The sequence below is a fragment of the Saccharibacillus brassicae genome, assembly GCF_006542275.1.
GTDB classification, from domain to species: Bacteria; Bacillota; Bacilli; order Paenibacillales; family Paenibacillaceae; genus Saccharibacillus; species Saccharibacillus brassicae.
Window position 1 is genome coordinate 4,914,901 of the sequence record NZ_CP041217.1, and the last position, 17,641, is coordinate 4,932,541.

Annotated in this window: 16 protein-coding genes; 14 read left to right on the forward strand and 2 right to left on the reverse strand. The window is 60.2% G+C overall.

Annotated elements, in window-relative coordinates:
- Positions 1–5 precede the first annotated feature (5 nt).
- A complete protein-coding gene (locus tag FFV09_RS20550) occupies positions 6–878 on the reverse strand; it encodes an alpha/beta hydrolase family protein (protein WP_141449567.1) in 873 nt (290 codons plus the stop codon).
- Positions 879–1,110: 232 nt separating this feature from the next.
- On the opposite strand from FFV09_RS20550, the gene FFV09_RS20555 reads away from it, so the two are divergent.
- The 7 genes from FFV09_RS20555 (at position 1,111) to FFV09_RS20585 (ending at position 7,860) form a co-directional block, all read left to right on the forward strand.
- The gene (locus tag FFV09_RS20555; protein ID WP_141449568.1) at positions 1,111–1,638 is read left to right on the forward strand and encodes a sigma-70 family RNA polymerase sigma factor; all 528 of its coding nucleotides are present in this window, start codon (positions 1,111–1,113) and stop codon (positions 1,636–1,638) included.
- Positions 1,639–1,716: 78 nt separating this feature from the next.
- A complete protein-coding gene (locus FFV09_RS20560; RefSeq protein WP_141449569.1) occupies positions 1,717–2,907 on the forward strand; it encodes a hypothetical protein in 1,191 nt (396 codons plus the stop codon).
- Complete coding sequence (locus FFV09_RS20565) at positions 2,904–3,878, forward strand: ABC transporter ATP-binding protein (RefSeq protein ID WP_141450566.1); 975 nt, start codon at positions 2,904–2,906, stop codon at positions 3,876–3,878. Before FFV09_RS20560 ends, FFV09_RS20565 begins: the two co-directional genes overlap by 4 nt.
- The gene (locus FFV09_RS20570; protein WP_141449570.1) at positions 3,875–4,711 is read left to right on the forward strand and encodes an ABC transporter permease subunit; all 837 of its coding nucleotides are present in this window, start codon (positions 3,875–3,877) and stop codon (positions 4,709–4,711) included. Before FFV09_RS20565 ends, FFV09_RS20570 begins: the two co-directional genes overlap by 4 nt.
- A 78-nt stretch (positions 4,712–4,789) precedes the next feature.
- Complete coding sequence (locus FFV09_RS20575; RefSeq protein ID WP_141449571.1) at positions 4,790–5,392, forward strand: hypothetical protein; 603 nt, start codon at positions 4,790–4,792, stop codon at positions 5,390–5,392.
- Between the two features lie 216 nt (positions 5,393–5,608).
- Positions 5,609–7,564 carry an ATP-dependent DNA helicase gene (locus tag FFV09_RS20580; protein WP_141449572.1) on the forward strand — a complete coding sequence of 652 codons (1,956 nt, stop codon included), beginning with the start codon at positions 5,609–5,611 and terminating at the stop codon, positions 7,562–7,564.
- Positions 7,564–7,860 carry a DUF6509 family protein gene (locus FFV09_RS20585; RefSeq protein ID WP_141449573.1) on the forward strand — a complete coding sequence of 99 codons (297 nt, stop codon included), beginning with the start codon at positions 7,564–7,566 and terminating at the stop codon, positions 7,858–7,860. The genes FFV09_RS20580 and FFV09_RS20585 overlap by 1 nt, the downstream gene beginning before the upstream one ends.
- Before the next feature lie 131 nt (positions 7,861–7,991).
- On the opposite strand, the gene FFV09_RS20590 is transcribed toward FFV09_RS20585, so the two are convergent.
- Entirely contained in the window at positions 7,992–8,681 is a 690-nt protein-coding gene (locus tag FFV09_RS20590; protein WP_141449574.1) for a Na-translocating system protein MpsC family protein, read from the reverse strand.
- Between the two features lie 198 nt (positions 8,682–8,879).
- Between FFV09_RS20590 and FFV09_RS20595 the strand changes: the two genes are divergently transcribed.
- The 7 genes from FFV09_RS20595 to FFV09_RS20625 all read left to right on the forward strand — a co-directional run bounded on the left by FFV09_RS20595 (position 8,880) and on the right by FFV09_RS20625 (position 17,620).
- Positions 8,880–9,941: a GGDEF domain-containing protein gene (locus FFV09_RS20595; RefSeq protein WP_170315095.1), complete on the forward strand. Its 1,062-nt coding sequence runs from the start codon at positions 8,880–8,882 to the stop codon at positions 9,939–9,941.
- A gap of 170 nt (positions 9,942–10,111) precedes the next feature.
- The gene (locus tag FFV09_RS20600; protein ID WP_141449576.1) at positions 10,112–12,517 is read left to right on the forward strand and encodes an ABC transporter ATP-binding protein/permease; all 2,406 of its coding nucleotides are present in this window, start codon (positions 10,112–10,114) and stop codon (positions 12,515–12,517) included.
- Positions 12,518–12,958: 441 nt separating this feature from the next.
- Positions 12,959–13,465, forward strand: a complete 507-nt coding sequence (locus tag FFV09_RS20605) for a MarR family winged helix-turn-helix transcriptional regulator (RefSeq protein ID WP_141449577.1) — start codon at positions 12,959–12,961, stop codon at positions 13,463–13,465.
- A 125-nt stretch (positions 13,466–13,590) separates the two neighbouring features.
- The gene (locus FFV09_RS20610; protein WP_141449578.1) at positions 13,591–14,550 is read left to right on the forward strand and encodes a ring-cleaving dioxygenase; all 960 of its coding nucleotides are present in this window, start codon (positions 13,591–13,593) and stop codon (positions 14,548–14,550) included.
- 64 nt (positions 14,551–14,614) lie between these two features.
- The gene (locus tag FFV09_RS20615) at positions 14,615–15,226 is read left to right on the forward strand and encodes an alpha/beta hydrolase (protein WP_141449579.1); all 612 of its coding nucleotides are present in this window, start codon (positions 14,615–14,617) and stop codon (positions 15,224–15,226) included.
- 201 nt (positions 15,227–15,427) lie between these two features.
- Positions 15,428–16,219 (forward strand): sulfite exporter TauE/SafE family protein, encoded by a 792-nt coding sequence (locus FFV09_RS20620; protein WP_141449580.1) that lies wholly within the window; start codon positions 15,428–15,430, stop codon positions 16,217–16,219.
- 147 nt (positions 16,220–16,366) lie between these two features.
- Positions 16,367–17,620 (forward strand): winged helix-turn-helix domain-containing protein, encoded by a 1,254-nt coding sequence (locus tag FFV09_RS20625; RefSeq protein ID WP_141449581.1) that lies wholly within the window; start codon positions 16,367–16,369, stop codon positions 17,618–17,620.
- Positions 17,621–17,641 lie beyond the last annotated feature (21 nt).

Genomic DNA, 17,641 nt, shown 5'->3' on the forward strand with positions numbered 1-17,641 from the left:
GTCGTTCACTTGCCGTTCACGCTGCTGCGATCCAGCCACGCGAACATTTTCGCCAGCACTGTCAGGCGTACCGGCTGCGGCATATGATGGCCGAGGCCGTCCAGCGTGATGAGCTCGGCCGGTTTGCCGAGCCGCTGAAGTTCTTCGTACATCCGCCGGGCATGGCCGTAATCGACCTGTTGGTCTTCGGTGCCGTGCACGATCAGCACCGGGCATGGAATCCGGCTCGCCATATGGATCGGCGAACGTTCCGCGTACGTTTCGGGGATCTTGTACACGGAGCCCTGCAGCACCCTTTTCAGCATGCGGCGCAGATCGATCCGTTCTTCGTAGGTCCGGCCGAGGTCGGACAATCCGCCCCATAGAATGAGGTGCGAAGCCCCTTCGTGAATCGCGGCATCCGTGCCGTTGATCGAGCCGCGGGAGAAGCCCATGACCGCGATCTGCGCCGGATCGGCGAACGGAATCGCCTGCGCCAGCCGGACGGCGACGCGGGAATCTTCCAGATCGACGCCGCCGAAGCGGTCGTGGCCGACGCCGCTCTCGCCGCCCCGGTAGCACGGGGCGACGACGATCCGGCCGAACGAAGCGAACTCGGCCAGCCAGTCGAGCCGTACCCGGCCCACGCTGCCGATCCCGCCGCGGCAGTACACGAATACCGGATACCGGCGCTGCGGTTCAATACTTTTCGCCGATTGGACCGATCCGCCCGCGCTTGGCAGCACGCAGGCGACGGCCTGCGCCGTCAGTTCGTCGTCTCCGCATTCCCTGCGCAGGAAATCCTGGATCTGCTGGGCGGTCACCTGCAATTCCGGCGGCAGGGCGACGTAGCCCGCCACTCGAAGGCCGTCGGACAAATAAGTCACGCGATAAATCATGGACAAGCTCCTTTCGCGCCGATGCGCGCCGTTGTATAGTCGGAAGATAAGTTATATTTTACCGCGAACGCCGGACAAATTCGAATTTTCGGCGAATTTCCCGTGTTTTCCAGATAGAATTGCGTCCGTTTTCTTTTTTTTGCCGCGCGCTGATACATAATCCGTTCCTGCCCTGTCTTTCCAGTGTATATACGGCGATGAAGAGCGGCCGCACTTCGAAGGAGGTTCATCGATGGACAATTTAGCACCGGAATCCGAAGCGTTTCGCGCGGTATTCCTTGAATATTACCCCGGCGTACGCCGGAAGCTGATCGCGCTCGTCAAGGACGAGGCGACAGCGGAAGATTTGGCGCAGGAAGTGTTTTTGCGGCTGTACCGCAATCCGCCGGACGATCCGAGAGTGATCGGCGCCTGGCTGCACCGGGTGTTGACCCGGATTGCGTACGACAATACGGACAGGCTCGTCCGGCAGCGCAAACTGCAGGAAAAAGAAGAACAATACTTCGACCGTCAGCGCACCTGGGAAAGCGGCGAAGAAGCGCTCGTGCGCAGCGAAGAGCGGGAGCAGATCAACGAGCTGCTCGGCGAACTGCCCGAACGCGACCGGCAGGCGCTCATGCTGCGCTACTCCGGCTACAGCTACGCGGAGATCGCCGAAGAAGTGCGGGTGAGCCCGCCGAGAGTCGGCTCGCTGCTGAGCCGCGCGGCCGACAAGCTGCGCAAGCGCGCCGCCGGCAAAAGCAGCGGATGGGAATGGTAAAGGCGCGGGCATCGCGCATTGCGGATAGCAGGTATACAATCACGAACGATCATTTGAACTTTCGGGAGGAAACGAAACATGAACAAGCTTAACTCCGGCGAACGCGAAAACGAACGGAATCTGGCGAACGAAGCCTGGATGAAAATGGAAGAAACGCTGCGGCACGAACCGGTCAATCCGGCCTGGGCGACCTGGACGGAACGGGCCGCTCAAGCTTCGGCATCGAATGGCGCGGCGCCAACGGACGACAATCGGTCCCGGCACGGGCAGTCCGCGAACGAGCCGGACGCGAAGCAGGTTCCGTCCCTGCTTGCGGCATCCGAAGCGCCAAGCGGCGCGCAGCCGCGCACGTCCGGCTCCGACGGATCGACCGACGCCGCGCCGCCGGTATCTTTTCCGGCAGACCGCAGACGCCGCAAGCTTATGGTCCGTTTCGCAGCTGCGGCAGCCGCGGCAGTCGTCATTGTCACGGCTGTCACTCCGGCGGGTAATCAGGCGCTGGCCGGCATTTTGAACAAATTCACGATACAGGACGTCGTGCTGGTGCAGGAATCGGATCTGGAGAACATGGTGCAGATGGTGTACGGAACAGGTGAAAACCGCGAGTCTGTCAACAAGTACGGCAGCTTCGTCAGCACGGCGCTGGAAAATGGCTTTGACCCCGATGCCTCGGCGGAAGAGATCCGGGCGGGTCTTGGCTACGCGCCGATTACGGCGGTACAGGGCCGGACCGGCTCGTTGAACGCTTCCCTCGGCAGCAAGACCGAAATGAAGCTGCATGTGGCGGAAGTAAACGAGACTTTGAAACGACTCGGCGCGGAGCATCTGTTCCCGCAGGAAGCGGACGGCAAAGCGATTACGCTGACTTATCCGTCTTCGGTCATGTATAACTTCGGAACGGCCGACGGATGGGCCCAACTGACTCAATCCGAAATGCCTACCGTCCAATTCGATCCTTCTTTCCCGGTCGAAGACACGATGGATGCCGTCATCAATTTCCCTTATCTGCCTGGAGAGCTGAGAGAAAGCTTGCAGCAGGTGGCCGTATCGGACGGACGTCTGCCGCTGCCGATGTACGCGGACGGACAAGCGCAGAGCCTCGACTTTTCGGGTGTGAAAGTTACGTATGCTCAGAGCGAATCCGGAAGATCGCGGACCGCTTTCTGGGTGAAAAACGGACAGCTGTTCGAATTTGACGCGCATGATTCGTTCCCGGGCGGCGAAGAGGGCTTCCTCGACTTCGTGAAAGGACTGACGGCCCAGTGGTGACCCCGGACATTCCCGCTATTCAAACCCAGGATTTGAGCAAACTTTACGATAACGGACGCGGCTGCAGGAATATCACGTTGAGTATCGGACAAGGGGAAGCCTTCGGCTTCCTCGGTCCCAACGGGGCCGGCAAAAGCACATTCGTCAAAACGCTTGTCGGATTGGTCCGCGCAAGCGGCGGAGCAGGCACGCTGCTGGGGAATCCGATCGGCTCGCTTGAAGCCAGGCGCCATATCGGCTATCTGCCGGAACTGTACCGCTACCCCGAATGGCTGAGCGGCGAAGAAGTGATGAAGATGCATGCCGGACTGCTCAGTCTGCGGGGCGAGGAAGCGCGCAAGCGGATCAGAGCCGGGCTGGATGAAGTCGGCATCGGCAAACGCGGTTCCGACCGGGTCAAGCAGTACTCCAAAGGGATGCAGCAGCGGCTCGGACTTGCGTGTGCGCTGCTCGGCGATCCGCAGATCCTGTTTCTCGACGAACCTTCGTCCGCGATGGACCCGGTCGGACGGCGCGAAGTGCGCGAACTGCTGCTGGAATTGAAAAAAAGAGGCAAAACGCTGTTCCTTAACTCCCACTTGATGGAAGATGTCGAAACGGTATGCGACCGGATGGCGCTCATGCTGAACGGCGACATGATCCGCGGCGGCACGGTTGCGGACATGCTGAAGGTGAAGATCCGCTGGCGATTCAAAGTCGGCGGATTTTCGCCCGTCCTGCTCGATTGGCTGCGCGAGGAGAGCCGCCTGAACGTCGGGATGGCGCAGCCGCAAGACGCCGCCCCGACTTCGTGGGAAGCGCCGGTCTGGCTGGAAGCGGAACTGGACGGGGAAGAGCAGGCCGGGCTGCTGAACCTGCTGATCGTGGAACAGGGCATGACGCTGTACGAATCCGCGATGCACCGGGAGAAGCTGGAGGACTGGTTCCTTGAAGCGGTAGCGGGACGGGACCAGAGGGGGGAACAACGATGAACACGATCATCAAGGCGACGTGGCAGGAGATGCTGCGCCGCAAAATGCTGCTCATTACGCTGGTGTTGACCGCGCTGTTTCTCGGCGTGTTCTGGTTTATCGCGGATACGGTAGCGCTCGATAGCCGCAGCGGCGGCGATCTGCTCAGCCAGTTCGCCCGCCGCAGCGCGATTTTGTCGCTGGGCTTCTTTTTCGGAGGCTTCGTGATCGCTTTTCTGGCCATTTTCAGTTCGTTTTCGGTCATCTCGGGCGAAGCGGAGCAGGGCGTGCTTCAATCGGTGCTGACCCGGCCGATTCCGCGCTGGAAGTGGTACGTCGGCCGCTGGATCGGCTACGTGTCGCTGATCGGAGGCTATGCGCTGCTGCTGTTTGCCGCCATGGTGCTGATCACGACCTTCCATGCCGGCATGACGCGCGATTACGGCGATATCTTCACGTCGCTGCTGCTGTTCGTAGGCACCGTGCCGACGCTCGTCAGTTTGTCGATGCTCGGATCGAGCCTGTTCTCCGGCATCGGCAACGGCGTATTCATGACGATGCTGTACGGCGCGGGCTGGCTCGGGGGCATGGTGGAGAAAGTGCGCGGCTTCCTGCCGGTCGAGCCGCATGTGGAACAGACGCTGTCGCGCACCGGGGCGCTGCTGTCGCTGCTCATGCCGGCCGACGGCCTGAACCGCCGGATGCAGTACGTGCTGACGCAGGGCGCCGGGGAGACGATTCCTTTTCTGACCGGGGGCAGTCCGCCTTCGCAAACGTTCGTGGTCTATTCGATTTTTTTCACCCTGTTTGCGTTCGGCCTCGGATTGTGGTTATTTAAAAGAAAGGACTTTTAAGCTTTTTTTCCGAGACTGTTCTGCATTCCGAGACTACCCTGCGTTTCCCGACTGTCCATATGAAGGGAGTGCCTGTTCATGGGTCGACAAACGTACCAAATTCCGTTCGGAGCCGAGCCTGCCCGGCAATCGGTCAAAGGCACGCTGCTGTTCTACGATTCGTTCGAGGCGATCACCGACGAGCAACTGGAACAGGCCGCCGAAGTCGCGCTTGCCCGTTCGTTCGCGCAGCTGGTCCTGTATCCGCTGCACGAGGCGACGGTCAAGCGGCTTACCGGCGAAGCCGTCAGCGCTTTTTACAAACGAGACGACCGGCTGCACGAGTGGCGGCGCGATCAGCAGATCATGCGCAGCGTCACGGTGGAGAACTGGGACGGCAAACGCAAAAAGTATACGCCGCTCGAAGCGGCGCTGCGATTTGTAGACGAGAAGTATCCGTCGCCGCTATTTCTGTATCTGACCGCCGACACCGCCAACCGCTTCGCGTCGTTCGCCACGTTCGAAGAATGGATCGTGCGGATCCGGCTCGTGCTGGACGAAGCGCCGGAGCGCCCGCATCCGAGGCTTGAGCGATTCCGGCAGCGCTGGGACACGGTCGACGAGCTGCTTGCGAAGCAGGCGCCGGCCGACGCGGAGAGCAAGCGTATCGCCAAGCATTCGGGCCACGGCGATTCCCGGTAAGAGCAGGGCCGCCCGTGCCCGTGCGACGGCCCAACCGTTTCCCCGCTCGCGGAGAAACGGTTTTTTGCTGTTTACCGGCATTTCCGCGCATTTTCACGTTATTTTCAAAAAAAATCAAAGCAGGGCTCGCCAACGAACGTTTTTACGGTTATAATGAAGGGTGGCCCTGTTCTATTGTAATCCGAGCAGCAAATTCCGGCCAAATCCGTCAGTTCAATGGAGGCTATTACCGCTTTGACCACTACTTATCCGTTTGCGTTCGATCCCGCGGCTCCGTTTTTGGAACAAGCTTCCGATTGGATCGCGGACGTCTTTTACGATATTTTGCCCGAAGCCGGTTTTGAGACGCGCGATGAACAGATCTTCATGGCGTTCCAGCTGGAGCGTGCCTATAAAGAAAAAAGAACGATTTTCGCCGAAGCGGGCGTCGGAACGGGCAAGACGCTCGTCTATCTGCTGTACGCCGCGCTGCATGCCCGGTATACGCGCAAGCCGGCTGTCATCGCCTGCGCCGACGAATCGCTGATCGAGCAGCTCGTGAAGCCGGAAGGCGACATCGCCAAGATCGCCCGGTACCTCGATCTCAACATCGACGTGCGGCTCGGCAAGTCCCAGGATCAATATCTGTGCCTCAACAAGCTCGAAGAAGTGCGCGGAGCGGGCGAGGAGGAGCAGGTGTTCCAGGAGATTTACGAGGAACTGCCGCCGTTCGTCCATTTCCCGGATACGCTGCAGGCGTTCTATCCGTACGGTAGCCGCAAAGACTATCCCGAGCTTGACGACAAGCAGTGGGACCGGGTCGGCTGGGACGTGTTCCAGGACTGCCTGATCTGCCCGCGCCGCCACCGCTGCGGCCAGACGCTGTCGCGCGACCATTACCGCAAAGCGACCGACCTGATCGTCTGCTCGCACGACTTCTACATGGAACACGTATGGACGTTCGAAGCTCGCAAGCGCGAAGGCCAGCTGCCGCTGCTGCCCGAGCACAGCTCCGTCGTGTTCGACGAAGGCCATCTGCTGGAGACGGCCGCCCAGAGCGCGCTGACGTACAAGCTCAAGCATTCGGCGTTCGAGTCGATCGTCGTCCGGCTGCTCGAAGGCGAAGTGCGCGAATCGCTTGCGCTCGCGGTCGAACGTTCGATCGAGCGCAGCGACGACCTGTTCGAGCTGCTCGCCCGCTACAGCACGCCCGTTCCGGCTTCGGAGCGGAGCGAACTTCGACTGGCCGACGATCTGATGGCCGGCGTGGACCGGTTCCGCGCCGCCGTCGACGCGATTGAAGAAGAGATCGTGTTCGAGAGCGGCATGTTCAGCCTGGACGAATACCAGCTGCGCATCGTCGAGGAACATCTGGAGATGATGCAGACGGCGCTCGCGCTGTTCCGCAATCCGCAGCAGTTGATCTGCTGGACGCAGGACGACAGCGGCGATCTGACGCTCGTCCTGATGCCGAAGAAAGTGAAGGAGATTCTGAACGAGCGCGTCTTTTCCAAAAAGATGCCGATCATCTTCTCCTCGGCCACTTTGTCGGCGGAGCAGTCGTTCGACTATATCGCGGACAGCCTCGGCGTGAGCGACTATCTGTCGTTCTCCGTCGCTTCGCCGTACGATTACGAGCGCAGCATGAACGCTTCGCTGCATACGGAGACTTCCGTCGCGGCCAAGACCGATTACGTGCTCGAAGCGCTCCGGCGCCGGGAAGGCGGCTCGCTGCTGCTGTTCCCGTCGCGGGAAGAGCTGGATATTTTCCGCGCGGAAGCCGACTCCCGCGCGGAGTTCGCCGAATTCCCGATGCTGTACGAAGGCGATGCGGAGATCAGCCGCCTGATCTCCGAGTTCCAGAACGGAACGTACGTCAACTTGTGCGCGGTCACGCTGTGGGAAGGACTCGACGTGCCGGGCGATTCGCTGAATCACGTCATCGTCTGGGAACTTCCGTTTCCTCCGAACGATCCTGTGTTCGCGGCCAAGCGCCGCGAATCCGCCGATCCGTTCGGCGAAGTGGACATGCCGCACATGCTGCTCCGGCTTCGTCAGGGCATCGGCCGCTTGATCCGCACGAGCGGGGACAGCGGACGCGTCAGCATTTTCGGGCAAGCGATCCAACAACAGAACGTGCGCGAAAGAATCGGCAGCCTGCTGCCGGTCAGCGCCGCAAAGGAGAATGAATAATGGAATTTACGGAGTATACGGTTGAGAAGATCAGAGACGCTTTCGGAATCGTGCAGGGGGAACGTTACGAGTTCCTGATGGAGATGGAAGTGGACGAAGAAGACGAATTGTATACGCCGCAAGGTCTCCGGCTGCGTGTGCTGTACGGCGTGAACGGCGAAGAGAGACGGATCATCAAGCACGAGATCATCGAGCGCGGCACGCAAAAAGTGCTGGAATTCGATCTCGAAGACGACGAGCTGGAAGAAACGAAAGCTTTCTGCGCGGCGCATTACATGGAAGCCGAGAAGCAGTAATCCGCTGCGGCTTCAGGCGGCCCCGGCGGCTTGATGCCGCTCGGCGTTCCGGCGAAAAGCCCCGATGTTTCCCTCAAGGGAAGCATCGGGGCTTTTTGTCGCGTCCGAAGATTCGGGTTGTTCGCGAAGGACTACGACACGTCCCCGTCGAGTTCCAGCATCAGCAGGCTGATATCGTCTTCGAACGCCCAGTCGAGATACGCCGCCTTGAGTTTGCGGCTCAGCAGCTTCTCGATCGGCAGCTGTTCGAGGAAGCTGTCGAGCTCTACTTCCCGCTTCGTCACGCGCAGCTGGTTGTTGAAGCCTTTTTTGACCAGGCGCTTTTCGAGGCTGATCATCAATCCGTAACGCAGAATCATGACGAAGCGCCCGTCCATGCGAAAAGATTCGATGCCGAGCGGAGGTTTTTGCACGCTGCTCGTCACGAGATCCACCTGCTGATGCAGGTCGGCTTTGCCGGCGTACAAATCTTCGGGCATCGCTTCAATGACCGGATGGAAAAAGACGGCGATCATGGCTGTGTTCGTGCCGGATTTCCAGTCGATGAATACATTGGATACCTTTTTGTCCGAAGAAGCTTCGATTTTGGGCTTGAGCGACGGATAGATGAACTGGTCCAGCAGAATATGGATATGCGTGTACCGTTCGTCCGGGTCATCGGGCAGCCGGCTGTCGCGCGCGTCGATCAATCCGTGCAGCAGGAACACGACGCAGCGTTCGTTCGAATAAATTTCCGTAGACTCGGGAGGTTTACCGAATTGGCTTTTGCAAAGAAGGTCGGAATACGTCTCCAGCGAAGTGAACGATTCGGTTTCGGGCATGGTAAAGACTCCTTTCGCGGAAAAAGTCAGGGAACATGGACACGCTCAAAAAACCCTTACACGCAAATTAACCGAAAATCCGGACGATTCAACCGCTCAGCGTCTATTTTTGGCGAAATACCGTTTAGAATCGGGCAAATGATTCCGATATGTAAGAAAGAAGCCCAAATCGAAGCGGCGCAAAGAGAGGGAACAACCATGATTCGCGACTTATTCATCAACTTTTGCCTGCTGTCCACCTTTTTGTTTTTCGGAGATATGGCATACGGCAGGCTGCGCGCGCTGCTGAAGCCCAAGCCGTGGATGCTCAACGTCATGTACGGTATCGGCTTGGGCTTTTTCGGCGTCCTGCAGCTGATCTTCACTTTCGAGATGCCCAACGGCATGCTGCTCGATTTTCGCCAGCTGTCGATCATGGTCGCAGCGGGCGTGGGCGGACCGTGGGCAGCCGTCATTGCGGCGGCGCTGATCGGCACGGGCCGCGTCCTGATCGCGGGCGGATTCACCCCGGCTTCGATGCTGGGTCTGGTCGCCACGCTGCTGACGATCGCTTTCGTCCTGCCGGCGTTTCTGGTCCGGGGATCGTTCCGCTTCCAGTGGACGCTTGCGTCGGTGTTGACGACGCTGCTTGCGGCCGGGCTGCTGCTGTTCCGGCTGGGCGATTCGGCCCTGACCCTGATCGCGCTGCTCGGCGCCCTGCAGACGGCCGGCTGCGTGTTCACGTACCAGATGATCGTCCATCTGCGCAGCACGCGCCGCATACAGGATACGCTCAAGCAGGATATCGAGCACGATTTCCTGACCGGGCTGTACAATTCGCGCGGCTTCGAATCGAGATACCGGATGGCGCTCGCTTCCAAAAGCCCGTTCGCGCTGCTGCTGCTCGATATCGACCATTTCAAAAAAGTGAATGACACGTACGGCCACCCGGCCGGCGACGCGGTGCTCGAACAGCTCGGCAAGCTGATCCGCGAGCATGTGCGCAAGATCGGCTGCGCTTCGCGCAAAGGAGGCGAGGAGTTCGCGGTCATCCTCCGTCCGTGCGACGCGAAGTGGGCGATCGACCAGGCCGACAAGCTGCGCAGGCAGATCGAACAGACGCCGTTCCTGCTGCCCGACGGACGCCTGATCCCGATCACGATCTCGATCGGCATCGGCCTGTATCCGCGCTTCGCGGAAGGCGAATTGATCGAACGTACCGACCGGGCGCTGTATCAGGCCAAGCAGGAAGGACGGAACCGAGGCGTGTTGGCGGGATAGGAGGTTCAAGTCCGGCCGAACCGAATCGCTGCACGGACAGAAGCCTTGCGAAAGGCTTCTTTTTCGTTCGGATTTGTCCGAATGGTGTCCAAAGATGCTCGCCGCCTGCGGACATGCTACGATACAGGTACGCACAAAGCCGGCGCAGCGCCGGAGAAGGAAGGTCGACCATGCTTCAGCTTCAGCACATTTTCAAAACCTACACGACCGGCGACTTCACACAGACCGCGCTCGACGACGTCAGTCTTTCTTTTCGCGCCAATGAATTCGTGGCTATTCTCGGACCGAGCGGTTCGGGCAAAACGACCTGCCTCAACCTGATCGGAGGGCTCGACCGGTACGACGAAGGCGATCTGCGCATCAACGGCATGTCCACGCGGCAGTTCAAAGACCGCGACTGGGACGCTTACCGCAACAACAGCGTCGGATTCGTGTTCCAGAACTATAACCTGATCTCGCATATGAGTGTGATCGGCAACGTCGAAATGGGCATGACGCTCAGCGGGATCGAGCCGTCCGTCCGTCGTCGCCAAGCCGAAGAAGTGCTTGAACGCGTAGGTTTGCGCGACCATATGCACAAAAAGCCGGGGCAGCTCTCGGGCGGACAGATGCAGCGCGTCGCGATCGCGCGGGCGCTCGCGAACGACCCGGACATCATTCTGGCCGACGAGCCGACAGGCGCGCTCGATACGACGACAAGCGGGCAGATCATGGACCTGATCCGCGAGATCGCCGGCGACAAGCTCGTCGTCATGGTGACGCACAACCCGGAACTCGCCGAACGTTACGCCGACCGGATCGTCCAGTTCCGCGACGGGCAGGTCGTCTCGGACAGCAATCCGCCGGAAGACGAGTCCGCCGCGTCCGATTACAGCCTCAAAAAGACGGCCATGAGCTATCTCACCGCGCTCAAGCTGTCCGGCCGCAACATCGCGACCAAAAAATGGCGCACCGCGCTGACCGCGTTCGCGTCGAGCATCGGAATCATCGGCATCGCGCTGATCCTGTCGCTCTCAAACGGCTTCGACCGGCAGATCAGCAAGTACGAATCGGGGGCGCTCTCGAACTTCCCCGTGACGATCAGCCGCACGGCGGCGAATATCGATTTCACCCAGCCGCCGCCGGGCACGCCGGGCGGCGACGATGTGGCGCTGCCGGAGTTCCCGCAGGAAGCGCAGGTGTATCCGTACGACCCGACGCTTAATACGGTGCTGCACCGCAACAACATTACGGATCAATACCTGGATTATCTCGACGGGATCGACCCGAAGCTGCTGGACGCGATCTCGCTGTCCCGCGAAGCGAATCTGAACGTGCTCAAGCGGCCGGATGGCGCGAAAGCGTCGAACGTCGACTTGGGCGAAGCCGCGTTTACGACGTATCCGTCGAAGCCGGCAGGCGTATCCGGACCCAGCTATGTAGAGCAGGTATACGACGTGCTGGCCGGAGAGTACCCGACCCGACCGACCGATCTCGTCCTGGTCGTCGATGCGTACAACCGCGTCGAGACGTCGACGCTCGAAGCGCTCGGCTTCGATTACGAAGCGTCGGCCGTCGATTTCGGGCAGATCGTCGGTTCGACGTTCAAGCTGATTCCGAACGACAAATTTTATACCCGCCAAGCGGGCGGACTGTTCGTGCCGGCCGCCGCTTCGCGCTTGGATGCCCTGTACGACGATCCCGAGGCGACGACGCTTGCGATCGTGGGCATCGTGCGGGAACGGCAGGATTCGCCGATGTCCACAATGGACCCCGGCATCGCCTACTCGGACGAACTCGCCGAACAATTTATCGCGAGCGCGCAATCTTCCGCCGTCGCAATCGCCCAGAAGAACAACCAGGCGGTCAATATCGTCAGCGGCAGGCCGTTCAGCCGCGCGGGAGCGTTCTCCGAGTTCGGCGGCATGAATTTTGGGCCTCCCGGCATGGGCGGCGGATCGGCTTCGGCAGCCGTCGATCCGGCCGACGCGGCCACGCCGCAGCAGGCGCTGGCCGCGCTCGGAGCATCCGCCCAGCCGGCTTCTGTCTCGCTGTACCCGAAAGATTTTAACGCCAAAGAAGGCATCGTCGACTACCTCGACACCTGGAACGTTGGCAAAGAATCCGACGAACAGGTCGTCTACACCGATCTGGCTGCGACCGTGACGAGCCTGTCGAGCGGCATCATGAACGGTATCACGATCGTGCTGATCGCGTTCGCTTCGATCTCGTTGTTCGTGTCGCTGATCATGATCGGCATCATCACGTACATTTCCGTGCTGGAGCGAACCAAAGAGATCGGCGTGCTGCGGGCGCTCGGCGCCCGCAAAAAAGACATCACCCGCGTGTTCAACGCCGAGACGTTTATTATCGGAGCGGCGTCCGGCCTGCTCGGCATCGGCATCGCGTACCTGTTGACGCTGCCGGTCAATGCCGTGCTGAAGTCGATGACCGACCTGTCGGGCGTCGCGGTGCTTGATCCGCTGCATGCGCTGCTGCTCGTCGTGCTCAGCGTGGCGCTGACGATGCTCGGCGGATTCATCCCGGCCAAGTTCGCGTCGCGCAAAGATCCGGTGGCCGCGCTGCGCAGCGAATAAGCGGGAACAAGCGGCGAATAAGCAGCACCCGGTGATTTTGCCGAAGTCGGCGTGGGAAATAAAGGAAAGCGCCGACCTGTTTCGCCGCTGGGCCGTTTGGGGAAAAAGCAGTAGAGCAAGCCGGCCCCGGCCGGATTCACTTTCCCGACGAGGAGGAGATCCATCATGAGAAAACTTCTGCGTACGGTCGGAACGATCGTTACCGTCGTCACGACTGCCAAACAAGTCATCAATCTGGTTCAAGGCATGCGCAAAAAGCGCTAAGATCCTGACCGGCAAAGCCCCTGCACAGGGGCTTTTTTATTTGGGGAGACAGCGGGGACCCGTTTTGAAAAGAAAGGTTGACAGCAGATTGATTTTATATTATCTTTAATTCAAGAGATTCGAATTAAAAGAAATACGCCGGGAAAAAATCAACTACACTCAAGGAGGTGAATTCAAATGACGGAGAACCGAACCGAAGCCGAACAGGCGCATACGTCGCCGACATCGCCGACATCGCCGGATAACGCTTCCGCCGACCGGGCAGCCGCGTTGAAGCTGTTCGTGATCCTGTCCAAAGCGTACAAGAACGTTATGGACCTGGCGGTGAAGGATATGAAGAAGCACGGCTTGTCGCCGTCGGAATTCACCATCCTCGAAGTGCTGTACCATAAAGGGCGCTTCCCGCTGCAGCAGATCGGAGAGAAAATTTTGATCACGAGCGGCAGCGTTACGTACAACATCGACAAGCTGGAGAAGCGGGAGCTGCTGCGGCGGGTGCCGAGCCCGGACGATCGCCGCGTCATCTATGCGGAGATTACGGATCAGGGCCGGGAATTGTTCGACCGGATCTTCCCCGAGCACGCGGACGAAGTGGGGCGGATCATGGGCGGGTTGACCGCGGACGAGACGGAAGCGGCAGCCGAGCTGCTGAAGAAGCTGGGCAAAGGGACGCAGCGCGGATAGCGCTCGTTCCTTCAGCCGCAGGAAGACCGGTTTCGTCGGGGTAATACTTTGAAATCAAGAAATTCAAAAACAAAATAAAAATAAAGCATACAAATACGGTAAACATACAAAAGGAGCGATTACTCATGACTTTGCAAACGGCAGGCATCCACCATATTACGGCTTTTGCGGGCGATCCACAGGCCAACGTCGACTTTTACGCGGGCGTGCTCGGACTTCGAATGGTCAAAAAAACGATCAATTTCGATGCGCCCGACGTCTATCACCTCTACTTCGGCAACGAAGAAGGGGCCCCCGGCACGATCATTACGTTTTTCCCGTTCCCGGGAGCCCGCAGAGGGCGGATCGGCGGCGGACAGGTCGGCTTCACGACTTACGTCATTCCGGAAGGGTCGATGGCGTTCTGGAGAGAGCGGCTGCACGGCCTCGGCATTTCGGTGACGGAAGCGGAGCGGTTCGGCGAACATTACTTGCAGTTCCGCGATAACGAAGGGCTGCAGTTGGAACTCGTCGAGCGCGCCGCGGGCGCGGCATCGACCTGGTCGTTCGGCGGCGTGCCGGCGGACAAAGCGATCAAAGGCTTCGGCGGCGCCGTGCTGTACAGCATCGAGCCGGAACGCACGGCCTACGTGCTGGAACAGGTGCTTGGGATGGAGAAAATCGGCGAGTTCGCCGGGTTTGCGCGCTTCCGGGCGACGGGCGATCTGGGCAACCTGATCGACCTGCCGATGAAAGCCGTTCCGCGCGGAGCGGGCGGCGCCGGTACGGTGCACCATATCGCCTGGCGCGCCAAAGACTTCGAAGAACACGAAGCATGGCGCGGCGTCGTGAACGGAGGCGGCTTCCAGCCGACGCCGGTCATCGACCGTCAATACTTCCATGCGGTCTATTTCCGGGAAGAAGGCGGCATCCTGTTCGAGATCGCGACCGATCCGCCGGGATTCGCGGTGGACGAAGCGCAGGAGAACCTGGGCGAAGTGCTCATGCTGCCGGCCTGGTACGAAGACAAACGGACACAGATCGAAGACGGCCTGCTGCCGATCAAGGTGCGGACTGTGAGCGCCGACACGAAGCGCGATAACTGAGCAGACTGAGCGGACGATAGGAAAAGCACGACCCATACGGGCATAACGAGAGGAGAGTTACGAGATGAAACATATTTTCCAAAAAGGGACGAATGAAACTCTGCCGACGGTAGTCGTTTTTCACGGAACGGGCGGCACCGAACAAGATCTGATTCCGCTTGCGGAAATGGTGGCGCCGGGCGCGTCGATCCTGTCGATCAAAGGCAATGTGTCGGAGAACGGCATGGCGCGCTTTTTCCGCCGGCTGGCGGAAGGCGTGTTCGACGAGGAAGATCTCGTCTTCCGCACGAACGAGATCCGCGACTTTTTGGGCGAAGCGGCGGAGCGGTACGGCTTCGACGTCTCGAATCTGGTTGCGCTCGGCTACTCGAACGGAGCGAACATCGCGGCGAGTCTGATGTTCCACTTCGACGGCGCTTTCCGCGGCGCGCTGCTGCACCATCCGATGGTGCCGATGCGCGGCCTCGCGCTGCCGGACATGAACGACGTGAGCGTCTTCGTCGGCGCGGGCCGCAACGACGGCATGGTGCCGGCCGCCAATACCGAAGAGTTGATCGGACTGCTGGAAGGCGCGGGCGCTTCGGTCAAGACGAACTGGGAGCACGCCGGGCATCAGCTGACGCGTACGGAAGCCGAAAGCGCGCGCCGCTGGTTCGCGGAACATTTCGCGGGCTGATCGGCTTGTGCACGGGCCGTGTTCATCTAACGGAAGCAGACAAGCCAAGCAAAGTCGGGCAGAGAAGAGTCCGGGAACCCGTCAACCGACGGGTTTTTGGCGTGCCTTGCCGGACGGCGCCCGAACGCGCTACACTGGACGAAGCCGACCGGAGCCAACCGCTTCCGGGGCTTACTCTATCAGTCGCGAAAGGATGCACCCATGGAAATCATACTGCTTATCGCGGTCGGCATGTTCGCTTCGATCTGCGGCGCCGTGGCCGGACTCGGCGGCGGCTTCATTATCGTGCCGATTTTGGCGTTCACGTATATCGTGCCGGTATCGGACATTTCGGGCACGTCGATGGCCGTTCTGTTCGTCAGCGCCATCTCCAGCACGCTCGCTTACGCCGTGCAGAAAAAGGTCGATTACCGCAGCGGCCTCGCTTTTGCCGTCGCCATGATTCCGGGCTCGATTCTGGGCGCCTGGACAACGGGCATCGTCGAAAACAACGTGTTTTTCGTCTCGCTCGGCATTTTTCTCGTGCTCATGTCGATCTCGATCAATTTCAAGCCGACCCGAAGCCGCGGCGGCTTCCTGAAGCCGAACGTCAGCCGCAGCCTGCTCGACGCGTCGGGTATGAGACACGAATATTCGTTTAATATGACGTTTGCGGTCAGCGTCGCTTTTTTCGTCGGATTTCTGTCCAGCCTGTTCGGGATCGGCGGCGGCTCCGTCATGGTGCCGACGATGATTCTGTTCCTCGCTTTCCCGCCGCATATCGCGACCGCGACGTCGATGTTCTCGATTCTGCTCTCGTCTTTTGTCGGCACGATCTCGCATGCGGCTCTCGGGCACGTCATGTGGGACAAATTCATCTGGCTGGCGCTCGGAGCGCTTGCAGGCGGCCAGATCGGCGCCCGGATCGCGTCGAAGATTCCGGCCAAGACCGTCGTCCGCGTCTTGTCCGTCTGCCTGCTGCTGGCCGCCGTGCGCCTGATGTTCAAAGGCTGAGGATAAACGCGAACTCGCCGTGCTGCGCCGAAATTTCGTTGCGTGCTTGACCCGGACAGGAAGCTGTCCGGGTTATTCGTGTACAATGAAACGGACGAACGCCCGGCGCAAGCCGCGCAAATCTACCGCAAAAGGAGTGCCAAGCGTATGCAACCCACGACAAAAACCTTGACCCGCGAAGAAGCCCGGCGATTTTTGCTTGATTATCACGGATTATCGCCCGCTGTCGATGCTTCCGGCAAAGCCGGCATTATGGATTATGTCCGCCGCGTCGGCTGTATCCAGTTCGATCCGCTGAACGTGGTCGGAACGAACCCGGAACTGGTGCTGCAGTCGCGCATTTCCGATTTCGAGCGCGGCATGCTGGAGCAGCTGCTGTACGAAGACCGCAAACTGATCGACTATTGGGATAAAAACATGGCCATTTTCGCGATCGAAGACTGGCCGTATTTCGAGCGCTACCGGCAGCGTCATCAAGCATGGCTCAAAGCGAACCCGGTCGCGGCAGCGGCCGTGCTGGAAGAGATTGAGCGGCGCGGGCCGCTCTGTTCGGCGGATCTGGCGTATGACGAGAAAGTGGACTGGGCCTGGGGACCGACCCGCCTGGCCCGCGCCGCGCTGGAAGGGTCGTATTTTGCCGGCCGCCTCGTCGTGCACCGCAAAAAAGCGGGCCGCAAATATTACGATTTGGCCGAGCGCGTCCTGCCCGCGGAACTGTACGGCCAACCCGACCGGTTCGCAAGCGACGAAGCGTACAACGAATGGGCGCTTCTGCGCCGGATCGGCAGCGTCGGCCTGCTCTGGAACCGGCCGAGCGACGCGCTGCTCATGACGCACCTCAAAGCGCCGCAGCGGCTGGCCGCGTTCGAAGCGCTGCTTGCGCGGGGCGAGATCCGGCCGGTGGAGGTGGACGGGATCGACCGTCCGCTGTATATTCGTTCGAGCGATTACAGCTTGCTTGAACGGTCGCTTGCGGCAAATCGGCAACCGACCGATCGCAGCCTGCTTGAAACGTCGCTTGCGCAAGGATCTCCCGGGCCAACGGCGATGCGGGCCTGCATTCTGGCTCCGCTCGACAATCTGCTGTGGGACCGCAGGCTGATCCTCGATTTGTTCGATTTCGATTATCGCTGGGAAGTGTACAAGCCGGCCGCGGAGCGCAAATACGGCTATTATGTGCTGCCTGTCGTGGCAGACGGCCGGTTCGTTGCCCGGTTCGAGCCGGAGAAGCAGCGCAAGGCCGCGCCGCTCGTGATCAAGCAGTGGTGGTGGGAAGCCGGCGAAGGGACGGAAGCGGAAGTGCGGCAGAGCGTGGAGCGGGCGCTGCACCGGTTTGCGCGCTCGCTGGGAACGACGTTCGAGGGAGTACTGCCGGAAGCCGAAGGTCCCGCCGCGTATTGACTTTAATCGTCCGGCGGTCTA

Coding starts and splice junctions, on each gene's coding strand:
- FFV09_RS20550 (WP_141449567.1), bottom strand. CDS start 878: ATGATTTATCGCGTGACTTATTTGTCCGACGGCCTTCGAGTGGCGGGC.
- FFV09_RS20555 (WP_141449568.1), top strand. CDS start 1,111: ATGGACAATTTAGCACCGGAATCCGAAGCGTTTCGCGCGGTATTCCTT.
- FFV09_RS20560 (WP_141449569.1), top strand. CDS start 1,717: ATGAACAAGCTTAACTCCGGCGAACGCGAAAACGAACGGAATCTGGCG.
- FFV09_RS20570 (WP_141449570.1), top strand. CDS start 3,875: ATGAACACGATCATCAAGGCGACGTGGCAGGAGATGCTGCGCCGCAAA.
- FFV09_RS20575 (WP_141449571.1), top strand. CDS start 4,790: ATGGGTCGACAAACGTACCAAATTCCGTTCGGAGCCGAGCCTGCCCGG.
- FFV09_RS20580 (WP_141449572.1), top strand. CDS start 5,609: ATGGAGGCTATTACCGCTTTGACCACTACTTATCCGTTTGCGTTCGAT.
- FFV09_RS20585 (WP_141449573.1), top strand. CDS start 7,564: ATGGAATTTACGGAGTATACGGTTGAGAAGATCAGAGACGCTTTCGGA.
- FFV09_RS20590 (WP_141449574.1), bottom strand. CDS start 8,681: ATGCCCGAAACCGAATCGTTCACTTCGCTGGAGACGTATTCCGACCTT.
- FFV09_RS20595 (WP_170315095.1), top strand. CDS start 8,880: ATGATTCGCGACTTATTCATCAACTTTTGCCTGCTGTCCACCTTTTTG.
- FFV09_RS20600 (WP_141449576.1), top strand. CDS start 10,112: ATGCTTCAGCTTCAGCACATTTTCAAAACCTACACGACCGGCGACTTC.
- FFV09_RS20605 (WP_141449577.1), top strand. CDS start 12,959: ATGACGGAGAACCGAACCGAAGCCGAACAGGCGCATACGTCGCCGACA.
- FFV09_RS20610 (WP_141449578.1), top strand. CDS start 13,591: ATGACTTTGCAAACGGCAGGCATCCACCATATTACGGCTTTTGCGGGC.
- FFV09_RS20615 (WP_141449579.1), top strand. CDS start 14,615: ATGAAACATATTTTCCAAAAAGGGACGAATGAAACTCTGCCGACGGTA.
- FFV09_RS20620 (WP_141449580.1), top strand. CDS start 15,428: ATGGAAATCATACTGCTTATCGCGGTCGGCATGTTCGCTTCGATCTGC.
- FFV09_RS20625 (WP_141449581.1), top strand. CDS start 16,367: ATGCAACCCACGACAAAAACCTTGACCCGCGAAGAAGCCCGGCGATTT.